19 protein-coding genes are annotated in these 22,275 nt (G+C 63.2%); 17 read left to right on the forward strand and 2 right to left on the reverse strand.

Going from position 1 to position 22,275, the window contains the following annotated elements:
* Positions 1-23 precede the first annotated feature (23 nt).
* A complete protein-coding gene (locus Q7P63_07215; protein ID MDP0499876.1) occupies positions 24-443 on the reverse strand; it encodes a hypothetical protein in 420 nt (139 codons plus the stop codon).
* Positions 444-1,047: 604 nt separating this feature from the next.
* On the reverse strand, positions 1,048-2,670 hold the full coding sequence (locus tag Q7P63_07220; protein ID MDP0499877.1) for a sigma 54-interacting transcriptional regulator: 1,623 nt from the start codon (positions 2,668-2,670) through the stop codon (positions 1,048-1,050).
* Positions 2,671-3,173: 503 nt separating this feature from the next.
* Here Q7P63_07220 and nifH point away from each other — a divergent pair.
* The 17 genes from nifH to Q7P63_07305 all read left to right on the forward strand — a co-directional run bounded on the left by nifH (position 3,174) and on the right by Q7P63_07305 (position 22,115).
* The gene (nifH, locus tag Q7P63_07225) at positions 3,174-3,998 is read left to right on the forward strand and encodes a nitrogenase iron protein (protein MDP0499878.1); all 825 of its coding nucleotides are present in this window, start codon (positions 3,174-3,176) and stop codon (positions 3,996-3,998) included.
* A 164-nt stretch (positions 3,999-4,162) separates the two neighbouring features.
* Entirely contained in the window at positions 4,163-5,755 is a 1,593-nt protein-coding gene (locus Q7P63_07230; GenBank protein ID MDP0499879.1) for a nitrogenase component I subunit alpha, read from the forward strand.
* A 26-nt stretch (positions 5,756-5,781) separates the two neighbouring features.
* Entirely contained in the window at positions 5,782-7,143 is a 1,362-nt protein-coding gene (nifK, locus tag Q7P63_07235) for a nitrogenase molybdenum-iron protein subunit beta (GenBank protein ID MDP0499880.1), read from the forward strand.
* Between the two features lie 93 nt (positions 7,144-7,236).
* Complete coding sequence (locus tag Q7P63_07240) at positions 7,237-7,731, forward strand: ferritin (GenBank protein MDP0499881.1); 495 nt, start codon at positions 7,237-7,239, stop codon at positions 7,729-7,731.
* A gap of 26 nt (positions 7,732-7,757) precedes the next feature.
* On the forward strand, positions 7,758-9,158 hold the full coding sequence (gene nifE / locus Q7P63_07245; protein MDP0499882.1) for a nitrogenase iron-molybdenum cofactor biosynthesis protein NifE: 1,401 nt from the start codon (positions 7,758-7,760) through the stop codon (positions 9,156-9,158).
* On the forward strand, positions 9,155-10,564 hold the full coding sequence (locus tag Q7P63_07250; GenBank protein MDP0499883.1) for a nitrogenase component 1: 1,410 nt from the start codon (positions 9,155-9,157) through the stop codon (positions 10,562-10,564). Before nifE ends, Q7P63_07250 begins: the two co-directional genes overlap by 4 nt.
* 27 nt (positions 10,565-10,591) lie before the next feature.
* Positions 10,592-11,914, forward strand: coding sequence for a radical SAM protein (locus Q7P63_07255; protein MDP0499884.1), 1,323 nt, complete (start codon positions 10,592-10,594; stop codon positions 11,912-11,914).
* A gap of 51 nt (positions 11,915-11,965) precedes the next feature.
* On the forward strand, positions 11,966-12,274 hold the full coding sequence (locus Q7P63_07260; GenBank protein MDP0499885.1) for a (2Fe-2S) ferredoxin domain-containing protein: 309 nt from the start codon (positions 11,966-11,968) through the stop codon (positions 12,272-12,274).
* A gap of 119 nt (positions 12,275-12,393) precedes the next feature.
* Positions 12,394-13,560, forward strand: a complete 1,167-nt coding sequence (locus tag Q7P63_07265; GenBank protein MDP0499886.1) for a citramalate synthase — start codon at positions 12,394-12,396, stop codon at positions 13,558-13,560.
* Positions 13,538-14,050 (forward strand): hypothetical protein, encoded by a 513-nt coding sequence (locus tag Q7P63_07270; protein MDP0499887.1) that lies wholly within the window; start codon positions 13,538-13,540, stop codon positions 14,048-14,050. The genes Q7P63_07265 and Q7P63_07270 overlap by 23 nt, the downstream gene beginning before the upstream one ends.
* A 38-nt stretch (positions 14,051-14,088) precedes the next feature.
* Positions 14,089-14,547, forward strand: a complete 459-nt coding sequence (locus tag Q7P63_07275) for a flavodoxin domain-containing protein (GenBank protein ID MDP0499888.1) — start codon at positions 14,089-14,091, stop codon at positions 14,545-14,547.
* Positions 14,548-14,613: 66 nt separating this feature from the next.
* On the forward strand, positions 14,614-18,186 hold the full coding sequence (gene nifJ, locus Q7P63_07280; GenBank protein MDP0499889.1) for a pyruvate:ferredoxin (flavodoxin) oxidoreductase: 3,573 nt from the start codon (positions 14,614-14,616) through the stop codon (positions 18,184-18,186).
* A complete protein-coding gene (locus tag Q7P63_07285; protein MDP0499890.1) occupies positions 18,167-18,982 on the forward strand; it encodes an NAD(+)--dinitrogen-reductase ADP-D-ribosyltransferase in 816 nt (271 codons plus the stop codon). Before nifJ ends, Q7P63_07285 begins: the two co-directional genes overlap by 20 nt.
* Positions 18,982-19,923: an ADP-ribosylglycohydrolase family protein gene (locus tag Q7P63_07290; protein ID MDP0499891.1), complete on the forward strand. Its 942-nt coding sequence runs from the start codon at positions 18,982-18,984 to the stop codon at positions 19,921-19,923. Before Q7P63_07285 ends, Q7P63_07290 begins: the two co-directional genes overlap by 1 nt.
* A complete protein-coding gene (gene modA / locus Q7P63_07295; GenBank protein MDP0499892.1) occupies positions 19,920-20,732 on the forward strand; it encodes a molybdate ABC transporter substrate-binding protein in 813 nt (270 codons plus the stop codon). Before Q7P63_07290 ends, modA begins: the two co-directional genes overlap by 4 nt.
* Complete coding sequence (gene modB, locus Q7P63_07300) at positions 20,729-21,409, forward strand: molybdate ABC transporter permease subunit (GenBank protein MDP0499893.1); 681 nt, start codon at positions 20,729-20,731, stop codon at positions 21,407-21,409. Before modA ends, modB begins: the two co-directional genes overlap by 4 nt.
* Entirely contained in the window at positions 21,387-22,115 is a 729-nt protein-coding gene (locus tag Q7P63_07305; GenBank protein ID MDP0499894.1) for an ATP-binding cassette domain-containing protein, read from the forward strand. The genes modB and Q7P63_07305 overlap by 23 nt, the downstream gene beginning before the upstream one ends.
* Positions 22,116-22,275 lie beyond the last annotated feature (160 nt).

Below are 22,275 nucleotides of genomic sequence, written 5' to 3' on the forward strand. Positions count from 1 at the left end.
ATTGCAGCGTGAGAAGATCGTTATTATTCAGCCGGCACGCGCACCTTCAGCTCTGCCTGGAAGGTGGCGCCAGCCTTGAGGACGGATACCTGCCAACGGAAGGCACGGTAGGCTTCCGGCGAAGGAGAGGTGCCGTCTGCCGCTTGCACCGGGAAGGCCACGAAGCCCTGCCCGGCAATGGCTACGGCTTCAGGAGCCGGCGTCACCGAGCCGGCGACATACTCGAAGCCAGCCGGCACGGGGATCTGGGGTTGCAGGCCGGCCAGATCGGCCTCGCCTGCGTTGGTGAACGTCGCCCGGTAGAGGATCAGATCGCCAGGAGAGGCCTCTTCGGCTTCGACTTCCTGAGTCGTCCCATCAGGAGCATCGACGAGGCGAAATGCCTTCATGACGATCTCCAACGGGTCGCCAGCCCCCTGCCCGCGCAGAGGACTGGCGGACAAAAGAGCGAGCAATAACGTGAAAGTGACAATGCAGCAGCGGAGTTTCAGCATGACAGTAAATATTTCCCTGTGCCCTGAGTAGGGTTTTTACCATACTCCAACGATGAACCCTATCGTCCAATGTTTTTCCCTCCATCCACTCAATCATAAGAACTCCTTATCAAAATTCCGCACGATAGTAGAGCAAACGTTTTGAATTTGGCGCGGATCTAACCTCCACTGTGCTGCTCGACTACGGATCCTCGACGCCTGGCAGCCGCAGCCAAAAGAAAAGTAACCCGTCTTCAGCGCGGCCCGCCGAAATCCAGCTTATACCAAGGGCCTAACTGTTCTAACAGCAAGCACTGCAAGTCCCAACCACTAGCGGTTTGTCAACCGATCTACGGCACTCCCAAATCTGCTGTGTGATCGTTTGCGTGCACTGCGCAGTAGACTATGCGCAGCCCTGTCGCGATCAACCTTCCGGATATACCGAAGTTTTCACCCTAGATCATCGTCTGGGGGTGAGGTTGTGCACCAAGCTATACCAAATGCTTGCCCGACTGCCGAATTGCGATCTGTACCGTGCCAAAGAGCTACCCGGACACATCCAATCGCCAAGGCGTTACTTGTAGCGGGTCAGGTCGATGTCGTATTTCTTGACCCGCAGGCCCATTTTGCGCTCAGTCAAGCCGAGGCGGCGGGCGGCTTCGGCCATGTTGCTCTTGGTGTCCTTGAGGGCGTCGATAATCATCTCGCGCTCAACCGCCTGGATGGCTTCCTCGATTGTGGCGTGGTCGTTGGATTCGGTGGCAGACTTCTTTTGCAGGGTCGGCGGCAGGTGGTGCGCCTTGATCGACTGGCCTTTGGAGAGGAGGACGGCGCGCTCGATGCAGTTCTCCAGCTCGCGCACGTTGCCGGGCCAGAAGTAGCTGGTCAGCAGGTCGATGGCAGCCGAAGAGATGCGCATGGGGGCCACGCCCTGCCGCTCGGCGTAGCGCTCGATGAAGTGATCGGCGAGCAGCAGGATGTCGCACTTGCGCTCCCGCAGCGGGGGCACGTAAATGGGAAAGACGTTGAGCCGGTAATACAAGTCTTCCCGAAACTGGCCCTTGGCCATCATGTCTTCGAGGTTGCGGGAGGTAGCAGCAATTACGCGCACATCGACCCGGCGGGTCTCCTGGCTGCCGACACGCTCGAATTCCTTTTCCTGGAGCACGCGCAGGAGCTTGACTTGGGTCGTGGGAGAGATGTCGCCGATTTCGTCGAGGAAGATGGTACCGCCGTCGGCCGTCTCGAAGCGCCCTTTGCGCATGGCGAGGGCTCCCGTAAAGGCTCCTTTTTCGTGGCCGAAGAGTTCGCTCTCGATAATCGAATCCGGCAGGGCCGCGCAGTTGAACTTCACGAAGGGTCTGCGGGCCCGCTTGCTCTTCTCGTGCAGGGCCTTGGCCACCAGCTCCTTACCCGTGCCGCTCTCGCCGCGGATGAGCACCGTGGTGACGCTGTGGGCAACTTGGTCGATGTGGTAGTAGACCGTGCGCATAAGGCTCGACGATCCGATCATGCCCTTGGGCCGGAAGTCGTTGGCGATGGCTTCCTGCAGGCGCGAATTTTCCTGGCGCAGGCTTTGAATTTGCTCCGCCGTGTCCTGGCGGAGATGGGCGGCCTGGGCCACCATGGAGGCGATCATCGTCATCAGGCGCAGGTCGGCTTCCCACCCGATGTCGGGGCTATGGCGCCGCTCGATGCTGAGCGTGCCGACGGCCTTCTCCTGATATTTGAGGGGCACGCAGAGCAGGCCCGTCTGCTGATCGAGCTGCAGAGCCTCGACCACCTTGGGCTTGTCCGTCACCTCCATCGCCCATTGGTGAAACTTGGGAATGACGACCGGCTCAAGCTTTTCGACCGCACGCTCAAGCTGGGGCTTGATCAGCCCGAGGTAGTCCTGCGGCGCGAGGTTGCGCGGCAGCCCTACTGCTTCGGCCAGGAGGAGGCCGCCGGTGTCGCGGTTGAGGAGGGCAATCGTCCCGCGCTCCAGCCCCATAAAGTCTTGCATGCGGCGAAGGGCGGGCCGGACGATTTCGGCGAGGTCGAAGCTGTTTTCAAGCGACTGGCTGACGGCGAAGAGCAGGCCGAGCTCGAGCACTGAGCGACAGCTGACGCCCATCGAGCGATTGAGCATTTCGAGCGAAGGCCCTTCGCGGGCAAGTCTGCATCCTTCGGACTGGCAGGTATGAGCAACTGGCATTTTTGATCAGGAAAATGACTACATCTTTCCTAGCTTATCCAATGCCCAGCGCCTCACCGGCGGCGCAATAGTTGGAGACTTTCTGATGTCTATTAAGGGTGCTTGGGCGGTCGCGTTTCCTATGTCGCTCATTTTGCCGATCCTACGGCACAAAGACGTTACTCCCCAATCTATAAAACCGGAGCCAACTTTTACTTTACATAAGACAATCTAATCCACCGGCATCCTACGGAAATGTAGGATTATGGACTACGCTTAACAAAAATGTAGGGATTTGAGGCCGACAGGATGATCTCTCAGGACGTGTCAAAACGGCCTAAATTCGAAATTATCACCTTTAAACCCCTTACATATAGAGACTAAGGAAATCACCACCCAGACACTGGCACGGCGCATGTTGTGGGAGGTATCGAAACTCTTTCACCTCTAACACCACATCAAAGGAATTCACCATGGTTGCCACAGTGCAAGCACCCACTGCCCAGAAGACCTCTGAGAGGACGATGCGCAAGGTTGCCATTTATGGCAAAGGCGGCATCGGAAAATCGACCACCACACAGAACACGGTCGCCGCGCTCGCGGAAATGGGCAAAAAAGTCATGGTCGTTGGTTGCGACCCAAAGGCGGACTCGACCCGCCTGCTGCTGGGCGGCCTCGCCCAGCGCTCCGTGCTCGACACCCTCCGCGAAGAGGGCGAAGACGTCGAACTGGACGATATCCGCAGCGGCGGCTATTGCGACAGCTTGTGCGTCGAATCGGGCGGCCCGGAGCCGGGTGTCGGCTGCGCCGGTCGCGGCATCATCACCTCCATCAACATGCTGGAACAGTTGGGGGCCTATGACGAAGACCAGCAGCTCGATTACGTGTTTTACGACGTGCTCGGCGACGTGGTTTGCGGCGGGTTCGCCATGCCGATCCGCGAAGGCAAGGCCGAAGAAATCTACATCGTCTGCTCTGGCGAGATGATGGCGATGTATGCGGCCAACAACATCTCCAAGGGCATCCTGAAGTTTGCCCAGACGGGAGTCGTGCGCCTCGGCGGCCTCATCTGCAACAGCCGTAACTGCGACCGCGAAGCCGAGATGATCGAGGAGTTCGCGAAGCGCCTGGGCACGCAGATGATCCACTTCGTCCCGCGCGACAACGATGTGCAACGGGCCGAGATCAACCGCAAGACGGTGATCGACTGGAACCCGAACTGCGGCCAGGCCGACGAGTATCGCGCCCTGGCCCGCAAGATCGACGCGAACACCCTCAAGGTGGTCCCCACCCCGCTCCATATCGAGGAGCTGGAAAGCCTGTTGATGGAATACGGCCTGTTCAAATAGGCCTCTCCACCCCCCGGTTACTCAGTTGAGCGTCTCCTGCCACCGGCAGGAGCGCTGCCCTTATCCATACTCAATCAGGAGCCTTTACCATGTCAGAGCCATCGGAAGCATCTGCTGGACCTCTCGGGATCCCCGGACCGCCCGCCGCCGTCGCACGGGAGAAGATGCTGGAAATCTACCCGAAGAAGACTCAGCGCAAACGCGGCAAGCAATTGCTCGTCAACGAAACGCCTGCCACCCCGGCCGAGATCGGGGCCAACAGCCGCACTGTGCCCGGCATCGTCACCCAGCGCGGGTGTTCTTACGCCGGTTGCAAAGGGGTGGTGATTGGGCCGATCTACGACATCCTTCACATCACCCACGGGCCCATCGGCTGCGGGTTTTACAGCTGGCTGTCGCGCCGTAACAAGACGCGGATCCGCAAGCCGGGCGAGACGGACTACCTCCAGTACTCCATGTCGACCGACATGCAGGAAAACCATATCGTCTTCGGCGGGGAAAAGCTGCTGAAGCAGGCGATCCAGGAGGCTTACGACGAGTTCAAGCCCAAGGCGATCTCCGTTTACGCCACCTGCCCGGTCGGCCTGATCGGGGACGACATCCACACGGTGTGTCGCCAGATGAAGGAGGAACTCGGCATCAACGTCTTCGGCTTCTCCTGCGAGGGCTACAAGGGCGTAAGCCAGTCCGCCGGCCACCACATTGCCAACAACGGGGTGTTCAAGCACATGATCGGTCTGGACGACACGCCGATCGAGGCCAAATACAAGATCAACATCCTCGGTGAATACAACATCGGCGGGGATGCCTGGGAGATCGAGCGAATCTTCGCCCTCTGCGGGATCGACATCATCGGCACGCTCTCCGGCGGCGTCAGCTACGACGACATCTGCAACTGCCACATGGCAGACCTGAATGTCGTCATGTGCCACCGGTCGATCAACTACATGGCCGAGATGATGGAAACGAAGTTCGGCATCCCGTGGTTCAAGGTCAACTTCATCGGCCTGGAAGGCACCAAGAAGTCGCTCCGCAAGATCGCTCAATACTTTGGCGACAAGGAGTTGATCGACCGGGTGGAAGAAGTGATCGCCGCCGAGATGATGGAGGTGCGCCCGGTGCTGGACGATGTGCGCAAGCGCACGACCGGCAAGAAGGCGGCCCTCTTCGTGGGTGGCAGCCGCGCCCACCACTATCAGGACCTCTTTGAAGACATGCACATGAAGGTGTTCGCCGCCGGCTACGAGTTTGCCCACCGCGACGACTACGAGGGCCGGGATGTGCTGCCCAACATCAAGATCGACGCCGATACGCGCAACATCGAAGAGATCCACGTGGAGGCCGACCCGGAGCGCTACAACCTTCGCCAGACACAGGACCGCAAGAAGTCCCTCGAAGAGAGCGGTTTCAACTTCTCCGACTACGAGGGCATGATGCGCCAGATGAAGAAGGACACCCTGGTGATCGACGACATCTCTCACCACGAGCTGGAGCAGCTGATCGAGATGTATCACCCCGATGTCATCGGCTCGGGCATTAAGGACAAATACGTGATCGAAAAGATGGGCGTGCCCTGCAAGCAGCTCCACTCCTACGACTACGGCGGCCCCTACGCGGGCTTCAAGGGCGCGATCAACTTCTACAAGGAGATCGATCGCATGACATCCACCAAGGTCTGGCAGCTCGCACGCGCCCCGTGGCACGTGGCCGACGATGCAGCCGCCCCCGAGGCCGCCACGGCTTCGGCCACTGCCTGACATTTAACCGAGAGGAGCACACTCCCATGTTAAACGGAACCACCGCCGAGATCCGCGAGCGCGAAGCCCTGCGGATCAACCCGGCCAAGACTTGCCAGCCGATCGGGGCCATGTATGCCGCCCTCGGCGTCCACGGGTGCATGCCGCACTCCCACGGGTCGCAAGGCTGCTGCGCCTACCACCGCAGCCACCTGACCCGCCAGTACAAGGAGCCCGTCGTCGCCACCACCAGCTCCTTCACCGAAGGCGCCTCGGTCTTCGGCGGCCTCGCCAACCTGACGACCGCCCTGGAGAACATCTTCACGATCTACGACCCGGAGATCGTAGCCGTCCACACCACCTGCCTTTCCGAGGTCATCGGCGACGACATCCCGCTGATCATCAAGAAGGCACGGGAAGGCGGCAAGATCCCCGAAGGCAAGACCGTCATCCACTGCAACACCCCCAGCTTTGTCGGCAGCCACGTCTCCGGCTTTGCCGCCCAATGCGCCGCTTTCGTCAGCTACCTGGCGGAATCGAGCGGGCAGACCCGGAATGTGGTCAACATCTTCCCCGGCTTTGTCGACCCTTCCGACATGCGGGAGATCAAGCGCCTCGCGCAGATGGTCGGCGTCGAATACATCATGGCGCCCGACGCCTCCGACGTGCTCGACTCGCCCTACGATGGCAAATACCACATGTATCCCGATGGCGGCACAAAGGTGGCCGACCTGAAGGCGATGGGCGACAGCTTCCTGACGGTGGGCCTTGGGCCCCTCGCCAGCACCCCCGCCGCGGAGCTGCTGGAAAAGAAGTGCCAGGTGCCGTCCAAGGTCCTCGAATTGCCCATCGGGGTGGGCGCGACCGACGCCTACGTCGATGCCCTGCGCCTGGCCGGTGATACCGCCGTGCCGCAGGAGCTGGAGCGTGAGCGTGGCCGCCTGATCGACATGATCAGCGACATGTCGCAATACTTCCACCAGAAGAAGGTAGCCATCTTCGGCGACCCGGACCACTTGACGAGCCTCGTCGGGTTTCTGGTCGAGATCGGCATGGAGCCGACCGTGGTGATCACCGGCACGCCCGGGAAGAAGTGGGAACGCAAAATGAAGGAGATCGTCCCGAACGCCGAAGTGCGTGCCTTCAGCGACATCCACTTCCTCCACCAGTACATCAAGGCGAACCCGGTCGACCTGCTGATGGGCAATACCTACGGCAAGCTCGTCGCCCGCGCCGAAAATGTGCCCTTCGTCCGGTTCGGTTTCCCGATCCTGGATCGCGTGGGGCACCGTGCGTTCCCCCTCGTGGGCTACGCCGGGGCCATGCGCCTGGTGGAACAGATTACGAACGCAATGTTCGACAAAAGAGACCGCGAAGACGCCGAGGAAGACCTCGAGCTGGTCCTCTGATTGCACAAGCACCGCAACGCCCGGGCGTGGGATGCGTAACTGCGCCCGGGCACCTTTCTTCTCGATCTACGCAACTCTATCCCTTTGCCCGACATGAATCCACGGATCCAAGCCGCGCTGCTGGAGCAAGCCAACCACGAGCTCTTTGCCGCCCATTCCTACCAAGCCCTGGCCCTTTGGTGCGCCGAAAATGCCTTTGGCGGTTTCGCCGAATTTTTCCGCAACCAGGCCGCCGAAGAGCGGGAACACGCCGACAAGTTCCTCGACCACCTGCTCGACCGCGGCATCTACCCCGAGCTGGGCGCGATTGAAAAGCCGCGCACGGCTTACGCCTCGTTGATCGAGGTGGCCGAGCAAGCCCAGACGCTCGAGCGCATCAACTCCGAAAACATCCGCCGCTGCTACGAAGTGGCGCTGGAGGTCAAGGACTACGACTCCCACAGCATGCTGCTCTGGTTCATCAGCGAGCAAGTCGAGGAAGAAGCCTGGGCCGGCACCATGGTGACGCTCACGAAGCGCTGCGAGTGCCCCGGAGCTCAGTTGAACCTCGACCGCCATATCGTCAAGACGCTCGCCAGCCACGACTGATTCTCCACCTTCCACCCACCACCCGCATGCCTACCGTCGACCAGTCGCCCGCCTCGATCCAAGTCCTGACCGATCGTGAAGATCAGGTCTGGACCAAAGGCTCCGGCAAGCAGTTTGCCTGCGACCGGAAGAGCACCGCCGGCTCCGTGACCCAACGGGCCTGCGCGTTTTGCGGCTCGCGGGTGGTCCTCTACCCCATTGCGGATGCCTTGCACATCGTGCATGGGCCCATCGGCTGCGCCGTCTACAACTGGGATATCCGGGGCGCGCAGTCGTCCGGCCCGCAACTGCACCGCAACAGTTTCTCGACCGACCTGGCGGAGAAGGAAGTGGTCTTCGGGGGCGAAAAGAAGCTGCAGGCCTCTTTGCTGGAGCTGATCCGCTATTACCGCCCCAAGGCCGCCTTCGTCTACTCCACCTGTATCGTGGGCCTGATCGGAGACGATGTCGAAGCGGTCTGCAAGACCGTCTCGCGCGAGACGGGGATCGACGTGATCCCGGTCGACTCGCCCGGCTTCAAGGGTACCAAGAAGACGGGTTACGAAGCCGCCTGCAAGGCTGCCTACCGGCTGGTGGGTACGGGCGATACCAGCGGCATCTCGCGCTACAGCATCAACCTGCTGGGCGAGTTCAACATCGCGGGCGAGGCCTGGCTGATCCGCCGCTACTTCGAGCAGATCGGCATCCAGGTGGTCTCGACCATCACGGGCGACGGCCGCGTCGACGACTTGCGTCGCTGCCATGGCGCCTCGCTCAATCTCGTGCAGTGCTCGGGCTCGATGACCCACCTCGCGCAGCTGCTGGAGCGCGACCACCAGATCCCGTCGCACCGGGTATCGTTCTTCGGCTTCGAAGACACCGCCCGCGCGCTGTATGCGGCGGCAGAATTTTTCGGCGACCCCGAGATCATGCGCAAGGCCCAGGAGCTGGTGCGCTCAGAGATCGCCACCTACGCCCCGCAGCTCAAGGCCTACAAGCAGCGCTTGAAGGGCAAGAAGGCCGCACTCTACGTCGGCGGCGCCTTCAAGGCCTTTTCGCTGGTGCTCGCCCTGCGCTCGCTGGGGATGCAGACGGTACTTGCTGGCACGCAGACGGGCAATGCGGAGGATTACGAACAGCTAAAGGCGATTTGCGACCCGGGCACGGTGATCGTGGACGACTCCAACCCGCTGGAGCTGGCCAAGTTCGTCCTCGAAAAGGATGTCGACCTCTTTATCGGCGGCGTCAAGGAGCGCCCCATCGCCTACAAGCTGGGGGTCGCCTTCTGCGATCACAACCACGAGCGCAAGATCCCGCTGGCGGGCTTCGAAGGCATGCTCCACTTCGCCCGCGAGGTGGCCGAGAGCGCCTTGAGCCCCGTCTGGCAATTCGCGCCGCGCCGGGCCATGCGCCACCACCAACTTTCGACGAACGGAGGCGAGGCATGAACACCGTCCACCTGAGCCCAGACCTGCGCACCGCTTCGGGCGAGCTACCCGAGGGTGATGTGCCCGAAATCGCCACCCGCAACGCCTGCAAGCTGTGCAGCCCGTTGGGCGCCGCCCTGGTCTTCAAAGGCATCCGGGGTTGCCTCCCCTTCCTCCACGGTAGCCAAGGCTGCGCCACGTATATCCGCCGCTACCTGATCAGCCACTTCCGCGAACCCGTCGATATCGCCTCCTCCAGCTTCACCGAAGACGACGCCATTTTTGGCGGGGCCCGCAACTTTGCCGCCGGGGTCGACAACGTGATCCGCCAGTATCAGCCCGAGCTGATCGGCGTCGCCACCACCTGCCTCTCCGAGACGATCGGCGACCACATGCTGGGGATGATCAAGACTTATCAGGACAAACACGCGGGCGACGGCCCTCCCCTCGTCCACGTCTCCACCCCGGCCTACACCGGCACCCACAGCGACGGTTATTACGCCACCCTGCTGGCGGTCGTGCGGCAGTTTGCCCAGCGGACAAGTCTGCGCCTGCCGCACCGGGTCAACGTCTTGCCCGCCATAATGTCGTGCGAAGACCTGCGCCACCTGCGCGAGTGCTGCGAAGCCTACGGCCTCAGCGCGACCATGCTGCCCGACTATAACAGCACGCTGGAGGGCGGCAGCTGGGATGCTTACCACTGGATCCCGCCCGGCGGCACCTCGCTGGATGAAATCGGCGAAATGGGTGCCGCCTGCGCCACGTTGGAGATCGGCCATACCCAGGCGGCCAACAGCCAGTCTGCGGCGGCGTGGTTGCAGCAAACGACGGGGGTCCAGCGCCTCGCCCTGGGCTGGCCGCTGGGTATCTGCCTGGCCGACCATTTCTTCACCGCCCTTTCGATCGCCTCCGGGCGCACGATGCCGCGCCGCTTTGCCGAAGAGCGGGCCCGGCTGGTGGATGCCTACGTCGACGCCCACAAATACGTGGCCGGCAAGACGGCAGCCGTCTTTGGCGAGCCGGACCTGGTCGTCGCCGTCGCCTCCTTCCTCAGCGAGATCGGCATCAAGCCTGTGATCTGCGCCACCGGCTCCAAGCAGAAGCAATGGAAGGAGCTGATCCGGGAAGCCCTTGCCAGCGACATCGGCGAATTCACCGCCCTCAGCGGCGCAGACCACGCCAAGATCGCCACGGCGGCCCGTGAATTGAAGCCGGATCTGCTGATCGGCTCCAGCAAGGGCTACCCGCTGGCTCGCGAGCTCGACATCCCGCTGGTGCGCCTCGGCTTTCCCATCCACGACCGGATCGGCAGTCAACGCCTGTTGACGGTCGGCTACCGGGGCACGCTCGAACTTTTCGACCGAGTCGTCAACGCCCTGCTGGAGGTCAAGCAAAGCACCTCCACCAGCGGCTACAGCTACCTGTAAACGTCTTCACCCTCGGAATCACTTGCCATGAGCCTTTCATCCGCCACTGCCACCGCACCTACCCCCGAGACGATCAACCTCGAAAACCACCCGTGTTTCAACCGCGATGCGTGCGCCACCTTCGGGCGGATCCACCTGCCCGTCGCGCCGAAGTGCAACATCCAGTGCAACTACTGCAACCGGGACTTCGATTGCGTGAACGAGAGCCGCCCGGGCGTAACCTCCACCGTGCTCTCCCCGGGGCAGGCACTGGCCTACCTCGAAAAGATCATGGAGCGGCGCGACGACATTGCGGTGGTGGGCATTGCGGGCCCGGGCGATCCCTTCGCCAACCCGGAGGCCACCATGGAGACCTTCCGCCTCGTGCGTCAGCGCTTTCCGCAGATGATCCTCTGCCTCTCCACCAACGGGCTGGGGCTGACGGAGGATTACGTGCGCGAGCTGGCCGACCTGAAGGTGAGCCACGTAACGATCACGATGAACGGCATCGATCCAGTCGTGGCAGGCCGAATCTATGCCTGGGCCCGTCACGAGAAGCGCATCTACCGCAACGAGCAGGCGGGCCGGATCATGATCGAGCATCAACTGCAGGCCATCAAATGGATCAAGCAGTATGGGATGATCGCCAAGATCAACTCGATCATCGTACCCGGCATCAATGCCGACCACCTGGAGGCGATCGCCAAGACCGTCTCGGAGCTGGGGGCCGACTTGATGAACTGCATCCCCCTCCTGCCGACCAAAGACACCGCTTTTGAAGACCTGCCCGAGCCGGATGCCAAGATGCGCTTCGCCCTGCGCCTGAAGTGCGGCGAACACATGAACCAGATGACCCACTGCGCGCGCTGCCGGGCCGATGCCATCGGCAAGCTGAGCGAGCCGATGAGCGAGGACATCCACGAGCTGATCCAAAGCTGCGCGCGCCTCCCGCTGAAGCCGCAGGAAAAGCGGCCTTACGTGGCCGTCGCCACCCGTGAGGGCATGCTCGTGAACCAGCACCTGGGCGAAGCGCGGGAGATCACGGTCTTTGCCATCGACCCGGAAGACGAGGAGGCCTTCATCGCCGTCGAACAGCGCTCCGCCCCGCCGACCGGGGGACGTGACGACCGTTGGGTAGAGCTGGCGGAGACCTTGCATGACTGCCGCGCCATCCTCGTCGCAGCCGCAGGCTCTACCCCCAAGACCACCCTCACCAAGCACGGTGTCCAGGTCGTGGAAATGGAAGGCATGATCGACACCGGGCTGGCGCACATCTTCTACGGCGAGCCTCTGTCGCCCACCGTCCAGCGTTCGTTCAAAGGCTGCGGCAAGGGCCTGACCTGCGGAGGCGACGGCACCGGCTGCGGCTGATCCGCCCCACCCATTTCACATCAAGTTTAACGCATCATCTCAAGGAATCGTATGAACAAGCCAACGCATCACCTCTTCATCTGCGGCAGTGCCCGTGCCTCCGGCGAACTGAAGGGCACGTGCTGCAACAAGGAGTCTATCGCGCTCCTCTCCTACGCGCAGAGCGAGGTACAGGACCGCATGATGGACGGCGTGGAAATCTCCATGACGGGCTGCCTCAACATGTGTGCGCGCGGCCCGGTGGTCATCGACTACCCCTCGGGCCTCTTCTACGAAAAAGCGACCGAGGAGCTGATCGATGAGATCCTCGACGCGATCGAAGAGGGCGAAGCCTGCCAGACCAACCTGATCGGGGACTGATCTTTAACCAGAGGCAGGCAGCGGACCGTGTACCTGTAGTGATCATCGTCGCCCCCTCCGCCATACGCCCACCGCTGTCTGCCTCTCCCTTTCCCACTGCCACCTTCAACCCACCAACAGTGAATCCACTGCCTTACTTGATCGATACGACACTGCGTGACGGCGAGCAGGCTGCCGGCGTAGCCTTTACGCGCGCAGAGCGGATCGAGATTGCGCAGCGGCTGGCCGCGTGCGGCGTGCCGGAGCTGGAGGTGGGCATCCCCGCGATGGGGGCCGACGAGATCGCCCACATCCGGGCCATCGTCGCGCTGGAGCTACCCTGCCGGATCCTGACTTGGGGGCGCGCATCGCGGGCCGACCTCGAGGCCGCCCGGCAAACCGGCGCGCAAGGCTTCCACTTTTCCCTGCCCGTCAGCGACTTGCACCTGCGGGTGTGGAACAAGTCACGCGCCTGGGTCTTTGAGACCCTGAGAGCGCTGGCCGAAGAAGCGCGCGACCATTTCACCTACTTCAGCGTCGGCGCACAGGACGCCTCCCGGGCCGATCCGGCCTTCCTGGCAGGCTTCATCGAAGCGGTGGAGGCCAGCGGGGCGTATCGGCTCCGCGTGGCCGATACCGTCGGTCGGCTCCATCCGCTTTCCACCCACCAGTTGATCGCAACCCTGCGCCTGCAGACCCGTTTGCAGATCGAATTTCATGGGCACAACGACTTGGGCATGGCGGTCGGCAACACCGTGGCCGCCCTCCTCGCCGGCGCGGATTGTGCGAGCGTAACGGTCAACGGGCTCGGCGAACGGGCAGGCAACGCCGCGCTGGAAGAGGTCGTGATGGCCCTGCGCCACGCCGCCGGGATTGCCCTTCCGCTCGAATCGCGGGAATTCGGACCTTTGAGCGACCTGGTGGCGGCGGCCTCGGGGCGTCAACTCCGCTGGGACAAGCCGGTAACCGGCTACGGCGCTCATAGGCACGAGTCGGGCATCCATTGTCGTGGGCTGCAGGCCGACCGCCAGTCCTACGAGACCGTTTCGGCCGAATCCGTCGGACGCGCACGCGCAGCGATCGTGATTGGCCGCCATTCGGGCACCGCTGCGTTGCGGGAAGCCGCCGCGCGCTGGGGCGTGTCGCTGGAGCCGGCAGACGCGGCCCGCCTGCTGACTGCCGTCCGCCAGGAGGCCGAGCTGCTGGGCCGCAGCCTGCACGAAGGCGAGTTCAAGCGCCTGCTGGACACAAGTTTTGCACTTCAATCCTCAAACGGAAACTACCATGGCATTTTGGCTGTATCGTAAAGTCGGAGACACTTATCGCCGCGTTCGCCCGGTCGTGATAACGGGCAAGGATGGCCTCATGGGCCGGTTTCTCCGGGGGCTTCAGGCCAAGGACACCCCTTGCCAATGGCAACTGCCCGTCTCCGAGCTAGCGCGGCTCGAATCAGCCGCCGAAGGCGGCGGGGAGCCCGCCTTGGTGCTCGACATGTTGCCCGAAGATTTTACGCGCGCCAGCCTCTATCTGGTAACGGATATCCGGGGCTCTTCCGAGGATGACGAGACCGACCTGGTGATGTCGTGCGAGCTGCTCTTCCAAGGGCCGGTGCCGGGGCCGATGCAAGACTTCAAGGCGCAGCTCACCATCCCGTTGCTCACCGATACGCGCCGCATGGTCGAGGCCATGCGCATCACCGGCGGGCTCAAGACCGGCACCTACCGCTGGGCCCGCCCAAAAATGGATATCGGGGCCGCAATCTGCCCGGCCAAGGCGCCCAGCCCGGCCCTGGCCTGACCCAACGCTTTATAAAACTTACCTGCGGAGTACAAGACATGAAACTCACAATTCTCTACGGAACTGAAACCGGCAACTGCCGCGGCCTCGCCCAAAAAGTCGCGGCCAAAGGCCAGAGCAACGGCGTGGAAGTGGCCGTGCACGACCTCGCGACCTACAGCATCGAGCAATTGGCCACGCTGGACCACCCCACCCTCGTCATCATCTCCACCTGGGACGACGGGCTGCCGCCGCCCAAGTGCGTGCCCTTCGTCAAGGCACTGAAAGCGGCCGAAATCGACCTGTCGTCGATGGCCTATACCGTCCTGGCCCTGGGCGATCAGGACTACCCGCTCTACTGCGAATGCGGCAAGCAACTCGACGCCCGTCTCGCAGAACTGGGGGCCCAAAAGATCCTGGACCGCACCGACCTGGGGGCCGACTTCCTCGTCGGCTACATCGGCTGGTCCAAGAAGTTCTGGAAAACCATGGCGGGCGTCTACGGCATCGCCAAGTAAACCGCCGGGGAGGCAAATTCCAACGCGTCTCCCCCTTATCCATCGGCATTGAGAGGAGCAGGAACCATGTCCCAGTCTAGCACATCCAAGCGCGTCACACTCGACGCCAACGAAGCGGTCGCCCATGTCGCCTACCGGCTGAGCGAAATCATTTCGATCTACCCGATCACTCCCTCCACCCCCATGGCGGAAATCTGCGACGAGTGGGCGGTCGCCGGGCGGAAGAACATCTGGGAGGAAGTCCCGGAAGTCGTCCAGATGCAGAGCGAAGCCGGGGTCGCCGGCACCATGCACGGGCTCTTGATGGGCGGTTGCATGAGCACGACTTTCACGGCGTCGCAAGGCCTGCTCCTGATGATCCCCAACATGTACAAGTTGGCGGGGGAGCTGACCCCGAGCGTGATCCACGTCTCGGCGCGCGCCGTGGCCACCAACGCCTTGTCGATCTTCGGCGACCACAGCGACGTGATGGCCTGCCGCCAGACGGGCTTTGCCATGCTGGCCTCGAACTCCGTGCAGGAGGCGCAAGACTTGGCGGCCATCGCCCACGCGGCCACGCTGCGCAGTCGGCTGCCCTTCCTGCACTTTTTCGACGGCTTCCGCACCTCGCACGAGATCAACACCTTGAAGCCGCTGCCGGATCCGTTGCTGGGGGCCTTGGTCGACCAGAAAGCGCTGGGCGACTTCTATGCCCGCGCCTTGACGCCCGACGCGCCTACCGCCCGGGGCACCGCGCACAATCCAGACACCTATTTTCAGTCTCGCGAGGCCGTCAACCCCTACTATAAGGACACCGCCCAAATCGTCCAGACGGTGATGGACGAGTTTGCGCTGCTGACGGAGCGCCAGTACCGGCTCTTCGATTACTACGGGCACCCGGAGGCGGAGCAGGTGATCGTGATGATGGGCTCCGGAGTCCAGACGGCGGCGAAGACGGCCGAGTGGTTGAACGAATATACCGGCACGAAATACGGCGTGGTGGCGGTGCGGCTCTACCGGCCCTTCAACGCCCACGCCTTCAACCATTGCCTGCCCGCGACCGCTAAGGCTGTGGCCGTGCTCGACCGGACCAAAGAGCCTGGTTCGCTGGGCGAGCCCTTGCACCTCGATGTGTCGCTGGCCTTGCGCAAGGGCAGCCGCTGCGCGCACCATTGCCGGGCGGTCGATCCCATGGTGGTCGGCGGGCGTTACGGGATCGGCTCCAAGGAATTTACGCCGGCGATGGCGAAAGCGGTTTTCGAGCACTTGCTGGCAGAGCGGCCGGCGGACCACTTTACCGTCGGGATCAAGGACGACGTCACGCACCACTCCCTCCCCTACGACACCGGCTTTACCTTGGTCGACAAGGCCACTACGGCGGCAGTGTTTTACGGGCTCGGCTCCGACGGCACAGTGGGCGCGGCCAAGAACTCGATCAAGATCATCGGCGACGCGACCGACCTCAATGCGCAGGCCTACTTTGTCTACGACTCGAAAAAGTCGGGCGGCCTGACGACTTCGCACCTGCGCTTCGGGCCGCACGAAATCCAGGCGCCCTATCTGGTCGACCGCGCCCAATTTGTCGGCTGCCACCAACCGCAGTTCCTTGGTCGGGTCGAGATGCTGCAGCAGCTTGCGCCGGGCGGCACCTTCCTGCTCAACACGTCGGCGAGCGCCAGCGAAGTGTGGGAAACGCTGCCCTACGAAGTCCAGCAACAACTGATCGACAAGCAGGCCAAGCTCTACGTCATCGACGCCTACAAAGTCGCCCACGAGACTGGCATGGGCCGCCGCATCAACACCATCATGCAGGTGTGCTTCTTTGCCTTGAGCGGCCTCATTCCGGTGGAAAAGGCGGTGGCAAAGATCAAGGCGGCCATCGAAAAGACGTATGGGCGCAAGGGCCCGAAGCTCGTAGCTATGAACTACGCGGCGGTCGACGCATCGCTCCAGTATCTGTATCCGGTCACGATCCCCACTGCCGCCACCGCCGTTCCTCAGGCGATCGAGTGGGTCCCCGCCGACGCCCCGAGCTTTGTGCAGCGCGTGACCGGCCCCCTGCTGGCGGGCCAGGGCGAGCTGCTGCCGGTCAGCGCCTTCCCGGTCGATGGGGTCTGGCCGACGGCGACCTCGCGCTACGAGCGCCGCCGCATCGCCATGGAGATCCCGGTCTGGAATCCCGATGCGTGCACCCAGTGCAACAAGTGCAGTCTCTTTTGCCCACACGCCGCCATCCGCCCGAAGTATTACGATGCGGCCAAACTGGAGGGCGCGCCGGAGGGCTTCAAGTCGGCAGACTACCAGGGCCCGGGCAGCAACGGGAAGAAGTTTACCCTGCAAGTTTTCGCCGAAGACTGCACCGGGTGCACGGCCTGTGTGGAAGTCTGCCCCGCCTCCGATGCCCAGGGTCGCAAAGCGATCCAGATGGAGCCGCTGGCCCCGATTATCGACCAGGAGATTGCCGCACTGGAGTTCTTCAAGCAACTGCCCCAGCCCACCGTGCCCACGCAAAAGGCATCGGCCCGCACCATATCGCTGCAACAGCCGCTTTTCGAATTCTCCGGAGCCTGCGCGGGTTGCACCCAGACGCCGTATGTGCGCCTGCTGTCGCAGCTTTTCGGCGACCGCTTGCTGATTGCCAATGCCACGGGCTGCTCCTCGATCTACGGGGGCAACCTGCCGACGACACCGTATTGCACCAATAGCGAAGGTCGCGGGCCGGCCTGGGCCAACAGCCTGTTTGAAGACAACGCGGAGTTCGGCCTCGGCCTGCACCTCGCAGCCCAGCGCAAGACCCGCATCGCGCGTCAACTTGCCCACGACTTGAAGCCGCAACTGGGCGATGAGCTGGTGGAAGCCCTCGACACCGGGGCCGAGCCGGCCCAGATCCGTAGCTTGCTGGCAGATGTCCGCGAGCGCTTGCAGGCGGTCCCGGGTGCCAAGGCCGTCCGCCTGGCCCAGCATCTGGAGTATCTCGTGAAGAAGACTACCTGGATCGTGGGCGGCGACGGCTGGGCCTACGACATCGGCTACGGCGGCCTCGACCACGTGTTGGCCAGCGGCCACAACGTCAACATCCTCGTGCTCGATACGGAGGTCTACTCCAACACGGGCGGGCAGGCCAGCAAGGCGACACCAATCGGGGCGCAGGCCAAGTTTGCCACCGCCGGCAAGGCGCAGGGCAAGAAGGATCTCGGCCGCATCGCGATGAGCTACGGCCACGTGTATGTCGCCCAGATCGCGCTGGGGGCCAACGAGCAGCAGACCCTCGAAGTGCTCAAGGAAGCCGAGAGCTACCAAGGGCCTTCGCTCGTGATCGCCTACGGCCCCTGTCAGGCCCACGGGATCGACCTGGCCCACGGCCCCGCACGCCAGAAGGCAGCGGTGGCCACGGGCTACTGGCCGCTCTACCGCTACGACCCGCGCAACGCGGGCACGGAGGTGCCGGCCTTCCGTCTGGAATCGTTTGAGCCGACCGCGCCAGTGGCCGAGTTCATGCGTCAGGAAAACCGCTTCCGTGTGATTGAGCGTTCGCAGCCCGAGCGCGCCAAGGAGCTGTTTGCCAGTGCCCAGGCCTATGTGGATGAGCGCTGGAAAGCCCTCGAACGCCTCGCTGCGGTGGGGATGGATGAGGAGGACGATGACGGCGGCTGGGGTTGAGCTGGCCCAGCTGGAGCGGACGGCGCTGAATTGTTGCGCCGTCCCGCCCTGGATCATCGCCTCCGCCGATTTCAATACCGATCCTCTGCCCCTTGAGCTGCAGGGGGTCCGCCACTTCAACCGCCGCTTGTTTGCCCAGCTCGACGGGGAGCCGCTTCCCGAGCGCCGGGGCCAAATCTTCCACGAGTATCTGCAAGTGAAGTTCGCCTTACACCTCTGGAACGAGCACCGGGGCAAAGCCCGCAGCAGCCTGCGCAACAGCTACGTGCGCTTTCTGCAGGGCTGGGGCGTAGACAGCAACGGGATCGAAGGGGCGGTGCTCAAGGGATGGGTCCAGAGCCGCTTCGGCATTTACCCGACCTACCACCGCGGCGTCTTGCGGCTCAAGGGCGGTGAAGACGACGCGCGCTTTGCCTACGACCGGATGCGGGGCAGCGCCAAGACCAACGCCATCTACGAGCAGCTCGACCTGCTCTACGAGTTTTGCCAGTACGAGCTGCAGCGGCGCTGGGCCGAACGCGCAACCTTGACCCTCTACCGGGGCACGAACGACCCGGAAGAGCATCCGGTGCGGGCGCGCGAAGGCCGTCGCATGTGCGTGCGGATCAACAACCTCGTATCGTTTACCGCCGACCGGGAGCGCGCGTGGGAATTTGGCTCGACCGTGTGGCAATCCACCATTGCGGCGAGCAAGATCGTGTTCTTCTCCGGCCTGCTGCCGACCAGCCTGCTCTCCGGCGAGGCGGAATATATGGTTGTGGGGGGAGACTATTGGGTGCAGGAATTATGGTACTGATGTGCGCTGCAGATCCTCAGGTGAGTCGAGGCGTCTCGATGGACGTCGTGCGCGCGGGCATGCTCGGGTTGCTCGTGGGCGACGCCTGTGGAGTGCCCTACGAGTTCCACGACCCGCGGGGCCTGCCGCCTTTCGACCAGCTCGACATGGTGCCGCCCAGGCACTTTCCCCGCACTTACAGCCACGTGCCCCTCGGCACCTGGTCCGACGACGGGGCGCAGGCGCTCTGCCTATTTGCCTCGCTGCGCTACTGCGGGCACTACCACGCCCACGATTTCGCCTCCCGACTCCTGCGCTGGCACGACGAGGGTTACATGGCGGTCGACCGCTACGTCTTCGACATCGGCAACCAGACGAGCGCCGCCATCGCCCGGCTCCACGAGGGCATGACGCCTAGTGAGTCCGGCCTGTGCGGCGAGCGCAACAACGGCAACGGCTCGCTCATGCGCAGCCTGCCGCTGGTGTTGCTCCACCGGGGCAACGACGAGGCCTTGGTGGTCGACGCCCACCGGATGTCTCGCCTTACCCACGGGCACCTGCGCTCTCAGGTGTGTTGCGCCCTCTACTGCCTTTGGGCCTTGCGCACCATCCAGCGGGAGGCGGATGCCTGGGGCAGCGCGGTCGCACGGCTGCGGGAGATTTATCTACTCGACCCGCTTTCGCTGCACGAGCTGAACGTGCACATCCGCCCCGACGAACCTCCGCATGGCACCGGGAGCGGTTACGTGGTCGACAGCCTGCACTCGGCCCGGCTGGCCTGCGAAGAGGGCGATTACCGCCGGGTGGTGCAGCGCGCCATCTCGCTCGGCCACGACACCGATACGACGGCCTGCATTGCCGGCGGCATTGCTGCCCTGCGCGACGGCCTCGACGCCATCCCCGAGCGCTGGCTCCAGCAGCTGCGGGGCAAGGACATCCTCGAATCACTCGCCTTGCAATGAAACGGAAACATCTTTTGGGCCTCTGCGGCGCTCTCCTTCTCCTGCTGGCGCTTGCTGTGGGTTGTACCCGGCCGGACGAGCAAGCGCAGCCGGCGCTGCGGGTATTCGTCGCCGCGAGCCTGACCGACGTGTTGACCGAGATTGCGGAGGCTTACGAACAGGAGACAGGACGGCAGATCGAGTTCAACTTTGCCAGCTCGGGAGCCCTGGCCCAGCAGATCACGGCGGCCAACGCGGCCGATGTGTTTATCTCGGCCAGCGAGCGCTGGATGGACCATATCGAAACGGCCGGGCGCCTGCAGCCGGGCACGCGCGGGACGATCCTGCACAATCAACTGGTGGTGGTGGCCAACCCGGCCAGCCCTTATGCTCCTCTGGACGACGCCAGCGCGCTTTGCGGGCTCGACTTGCGCTTTCTCTCGATTGGCGATCCCGCCCACGTGCCCGCCGGGCGCTACGCCCAAGCCTGGCTGGAGAGCGTCGACTGCGACCGTGGCGCCAGCCTGTGGGCCCAACTGCAACCCAAGCTTTTGCCCGCGCCAGATGTAAGGGCAGCCTTGACCCAGGTCGAGGGGCGCTCCGACATTGTCGGCATCGTCTATCGCACCGATTACCTGGCCCGCGCGGAGACCTTCCGCCTGCTCTATGCGGTCCCTTTGACCGAAGGCCCCAGCATCCAATACGCCGCCGCCTCCCTCGCCGAAGCGAACGATCCGGAAGGTGCGGCCGCTTTCCTCGCCTACCTGCATGCCCCGGAAGCCCAGCAACGCTTCTCGGCGCACGGCTTCCTCATCCCGGAGCAGCCATGACGACGGTCATCACCTCAACGGTCGGGTGGGCGCTGCTCGCCACGCTGGTGGTCCTGATCCCGGGCCTCCCCCTCGCCTACCTGCTGGCGCGCAAGGAGTTTGCGGGCAAACGGGTCGTGCTGGCGCTGGTCAGCCTGCCGATGGTCCTGCCGCCGACTGCGGTGGGTTACCTGCTCCTGCGCCTGTTTGCCGACACGGGGCCGCTGCGGGCGCTGGGGCTCGATCTGGATGTGCTCTTTACCGGTAAAGCAGTCGTGGTCGCGTGTGCAGTAATGGCTTCCCCGCTCATCGTCCGCACGGCCAAGGTTGCCTTCGAGGCGGTCGACCCCAAACTGGAATCCATGGGGGAGAGCCTGGGCTATTCTTCGCTGGAGGCCTTCGCGCGCATCACACTGCCGCTGGCCCTGCGCGGCATCATGGCCGCCGCCATCCTCGGGTTCAGCCGGGCACTGGGCGAATTCGGCGCCACGGTGATGATTGCCGGCAACATCCCCGGGCGCACCCAGACGCTCGCCTCCGCCATTTACAGTGCTCAACAGGCCGGCGCGGTTGAAAAGACGAACCTGCTGTTGCTGGTCGCCATGGCCGTGGGGTTCAGCGCCGTGCTGATCTCCGAACACCTCACCCGCCAACCCTTAGCCAACCGTACACACCATGGGCAAAGCGCTGGAAATTGAGATTCGGCTGCCACTGGATCGCTTCTCCCTCTCCATCGAGGTGGCAAGCGAAGCACAGGTGAGCGGGCTTTTCGGCCCCTCCGGCTCGGGCAAGACCAGCCTGCTGGAGGTCGTGGCCGGCCTGCGCAAGGCGGCCAGGGGCAAGGTTACGTTTGGAGACGAGGTCTGGCAGGATTCGTCGCGACGGATTTTTCGCCCGACCCAGAAGCGCCTGGTCGGCTACGTGCCCCAAGGCAATCTGCTCTTCCCGCACTGGGATGTGCGTCGCAACCTGCTCGCGGGAGAGCGGCGGGCACGGCGCCTGGGCCCCTCCCACAAGGCAACCTACGAGCAAGTCGTAAAAGTGCTGGAGCTGGGTCCTCTGCTCGCCCGCAGCACTCGCGACCTCTCCGGGGGTGAGAGCCAGCGCGTAGCCCTGGGCCGGGCCTTGTGCTCCGGAGCCCGCCTGCTGCTGCTGGACGAGCCGATGGCCTCGCTCGACAGCTCTCTACGGCTGCGCATCATCGACTACCTCCAGCGGATCAAGCACGAGTTTGGCACTCGCATGATCATCGTATCGCACCAGCCGCTGGACCTGCTGGCGATCTGCGACGAGGTCTACGTCTTGAACGCGGGCAAGCTACAGGCCAGCGGCTCGCCAGTAGAAGTGCTGGAGCAGGCACTGACTAACGGCATCGAACCGCTGCGCAGCAAGTCGGCTCTGTAATACTGCAATTCATAAGAACTTAACAATCCTTATTCTTAGGCAGATGGGATATGCCGCGTGGTCAATTTTAGCCATTTCGGCTTAAAATTGGCATTCTACAGGTCAATTTGGGGCTCAACGAGTGCGGGCACGGCTTGTGCTTTTTCTGAAATGCGAAACA

This window comes from Verrucomicrobiota bacterium JB022 (assembly GCA_030673845.1).
GTDB lineage: Bacteria > Verrucomicrobiota > Verrucomicrobiia > Opitutales > Oceanipulchritudinaceae > WOUP01.

Excerpts from the sequence above, each read along its gene's own strand:
- Q7P63_07220 (MDP0499877.1), bottom strand. The coding sequence starts at position 2,670 with ATGCCAGTTGCTCATACCTGCCAGTCCGAAGGATGCAGACTTGCCCGC.
- nifH (MDP0499878.1), top strand. The coding sequence starts at position 3,174 with ATGCGCAAGGTTGCCATTTATGGCAAAGGCGGCATCGGAAAATCGACC.
- Q7P63_07230 (MDP0499879.1), top strand. The coding sequence starts at position 4,163 with ATGCTGGAAATCTACCCGAAGAAGACTCAGCGCAAACGCGGCAAGCAA.
- nifK (MDP0499880.1), top strand. The coding sequence starts at position 5,782 with ATGTTAAACGGAACCACCGCCGAGATCCGCGAGCGCGAAGCCCTGCGG.
- Q7P63_07240 (MDP0499881.1), top strand. The coding sequence starts at position 7,237 with ATGAATCCACGGATCCAAGCCGCGCTGCTGGAGCAAGCCAACCACGAG.
- nifE (MDP0499882.1), top strand. The coding sequence starts at position 7,758 with ATGCCTACCGTCGACCAGTCGCCCGCCTCGATCCAAGTCCTGACCGAT.
- Q7P63_07250 (MDP0499883.1), top strand. The coding sequence starts at position 9,155 with ATGAACACCGTCCACCTGAGCCCAGACCTGCGCACCGCTTCGGGCGAG.
- Q7P63_07255 (MDP0499884.1), top strand. The coding sequence starts at position 10,592 with ATGAGCCTTTCATCCGCCACTGCCACCGCACCTACCCCCGAGACGATC.
- Q7P63_07260 (MDP0499885.1), top strand. The coding sequence starts at position 11,966 with ATGAACAAGCCAACGCATCACCTCTTCATCTGCGGCAGTGCCCGTGCC.
- Q7P63_07270 (MDP0499887.1), top strand. The coding sequence starts at position 13,538 with ATGGCATTTTGGCTGTATCGTAAAGTCGGAGACACTTATCGCCGCGTT.
- Q7P63_07275 (MDP0499888.1), top strand. The coding sequence starts at position 14,089 with ATGAAACTCACAATTCTCTACGGAACTGAAACCGGCAACTGCCGCGGC.
- nifJ (MDP0499889.1), top strand. The coding sequence starts at position 14,614 with ATGTCCCAGTCTAGCACATCCAAGCGCGTCACACTCGACGCCAACGAA.
- Q7P63_07285 (MDP0499890.1), top strand. The coding sequence starts at position 18,167 with ATGACGGCGGCTGGGGTTGAGCTGGCCCAGCTGGAGCGGACGGCGCTG.
- Q7P63_07290 (MDP0499891.1), top strand. The coding sequence starts at position 18,982 with ATGTGCGCTGCAGATCCTCAGGTGAGTCGAGGCGTCTCGATGGACGTC.
- modA (MDP0499892.1), top strand. The coding sequence starts at position 19,920 with ATGAAACGGAAACATCTTTTGGGCCTCTGCGGCGCTCTCCTTCTCCTG.
- modB (MDP0499893.1), top strand. The coding sequence starts at position 20,729 with ATGACGACGGTCATCACCTCAACGGTCGGGTGGGCGCTGCTCGCCACG.
- Q7P63_07305 (MDP0499894.1), top strand. The coding sequence starts at position 21,387 with ATGGGCAAAGCGCTGGAAATTGAGATTCGGCTGCCACTGGATCGCTTC.